Source organism: Chloroflexus sp. MS-G (assembly GCF_000735195.1).
Taxonomy (GTDB): Bacteria; Chloroflexota; Chloroflexia; order Chloroflexales; family Chloroflexaceae; genus Chloroflexus.
Window position 1 is genome coordinate 1 of sequence record NZ_JPIM01000228.1, and the last position, 2,290, is coordinate 2,290.

Genomic DNA, 2,290 nt, shown 5'->3' on the forward strand with positions numbered 1-2,290 from the left:
ACAGAGCACACAGAGATTCTTTCTCAAACCTCTGTGCTCTCTGTGCTCTCGGTGGTAATCCATTTGTAGCGGAGGACGTGATGATTGGCATTATCGGTACCGGCTGGGGCGCACGAGTACAGGTACCGGCATTTCGCGCTGCTGGGCTGACGATCACAGCATTAGCCGGCAGTCAGCTTGAAAAAACGAGACGAATTGCCCAAGAGCTGTCAGTTCCATTTGCAACAGCCAACTGGCGTGAACTTCTGCAACGTGATGACGTTCGGCTGGTCAGTATTGTCACACCACCGTACTTGCATCGCGAAATGGCTGAAGCGGCGCTCGCAGCCGGAAAGCATGTCTTGTGTGAAAAACCAACCGCACTTCATGCGGCAGAGGCGGAATCGATGCTGAATGCAGCACAACAACATCGGGAACAGTTGGCCCTAATTGATCACGAGCTACGCTTTTTACCGGCTATCCAGGCTGCACGCGCACGAGTTGCTGCTGGTGACATCGGTGAGGTACGGGCGGCAGAGGTACGCTTCTTTGCCAGCAGCCGCGCTGATCCGCAGCGCTTATGGGATTGGTGGAGCGATCGTTCTGCTGGTGGTGGCGTGCTCGGTGCGATTGGTTCACATCAGATCGATCTATTACGTTATATGTTGAACGATGAAGTAGTGAGCGCACAGGGTCTGGTGCAAACGTTCATTACCCAACGTCCAGACACCACTGGCACCTTGCGAACCGTTACGAGCGACGACTACACAACTGCGACATTACGGTTTGCCCGCGGTACTGTCGCTACACTTACGGCGACCGTTGTCGTGCGGATCAACGAACCGCTGACGGTAACTTTATACGGGAGCGATGGGACATTACGTTTTGGCAACGGTCGACTCACGATTGGGAAGAACGACTCTTTTGAAGACCTGACTCCGCCGCACACGATTGATATCCCACCAACGCTAAGCGGTGAATTTCCACAGGGAACCGTCTATCTTGGGCATGCGCTCCGCGCTGCGTTAGCCGGAGAATGTGACGCTGTTGCACCGGCAGCAACGTTTCGGGATGGACTGGCAATCCAGCACGTGATTGACGCAATCGCACAGCAGTGGAGTTAGCGGCAAGAGCATAAACCGCCAGCACCGGTATCAATACCCCCCTTTCCTGGATGCGCTGACCGCTGGCTCTCGTCGCGTAGTGCGTAATAGCAACATATCGGTAAGAACATCAGTATACCTGCGTAAGATGCAGGATCCTGTACCACTAATTTCGTACCGGAAATATCTCAACTGGCTAGAAGCTGCTAAGTGAGGCTGGTACGTGGGTGTCCACTACGCCTTAACGTAGAGGTAGAGATACGTTACCCTAAACAGACTCAATGATCAGCATAGTGATTGAGTCACCATTGATTACAGGTAGTCTATCAACTCTTATTACGCTTTCGCTTTCTATTAAGCCGATTCTGGTTCTGTCGCGCCAAAGCTCGCTCATCCGAATCCCTACGCGAATCTTTAGACGTGCGATTCAATTGCTGTTGCTTCGAAGCCTGCTCAGACCGCTCAACATCCCTGCGCGCATCTTCAAGGGTGCGATTCAATACAACATCCCAGAGCGCATATTCAAGGGCGCGTTTCAATGCCTGCTCATACAAAAACGCCGGATTCAATTGCTGTTGCTTCAAAGCCTGCTCATACCGCTCAACATCCCTGCGCGCATCTTCAAAGGCAGGGTCCAACTCTAACGCACGCCGGGCATCAGCGAGCGCCCGCTCATAGTCAGGAGGGTTCTCGGCCGCCCACGTTAATCCGCGATTGCGGTAGGCGATGGAGGCGATGGCGTTTGCCGGCTGAAGCTCGATTGCGCACGAGTAGTGCTGTCGCGCCTCACGAACGTTCTTCTGAGCATAGGCGACATAGCCCAGCCCGAGGCAGGCAGTCGCACGGGTGTCAGGCGCGGCGCCGGGCATATCGAGCGCCTGCCGATACCACTGCGCCGCCTCCGCCCACTGCTGCTGGCGCTCGGCAACAATGCCCAGCCTGAGGCAGGCACGAGCACGGGTATCAGGCGCAGCGAGAGCCTGCTCATACCGCTCAACATCCCGACGCGCATCTTCAAATGCAGGGTCCAACTCCAGCGCACGCCGGGCATCGGCAAGCGCCTTCTCATAGTCAGGGGGAACCTCGGCTGCCCACGTTAACCCGCGATTGCGGTAGGCCGCAGCGTATGTTGGCTGAAGCTCGATTGCGCGCGAGTAGTGCTGTCGCGCTTCACGAATGTTCTTCTGAGCGTAGGCGACATTGCCCAG

General features: G+C 55.6%; 2 protein-coding genes. One reads left to right on the plus strand and one right to left on the minus strand.

Annotated features, from left to right (window positions below; genetic code table 11):
- The first annotated feature begins 80 nt into the window (after window positions 1-80).
- Entirely contained in the window at window positions 81-1,103 is a 1,023-nt protein-coding gene (locus JE47_RS0120025) for a Gfo/Idh/MocA family protein (protein ID WP_031461437.1), read from the plus strand.
- A 305-nt stretch (window positions 1,104-1,408) separates the two neighbouring features.
- Here the strand turns inward: JE47_RS0120025 and JE47_RS0120030 are convergent.
- The coding region (locus JE47_RS0120030) for a tetratricopeptide repeat protein (RefSeq protein ID WP_031461438.1) at window positions 1,409-2,290 on the minus strand (882 nt) is incomplete at its 5' end.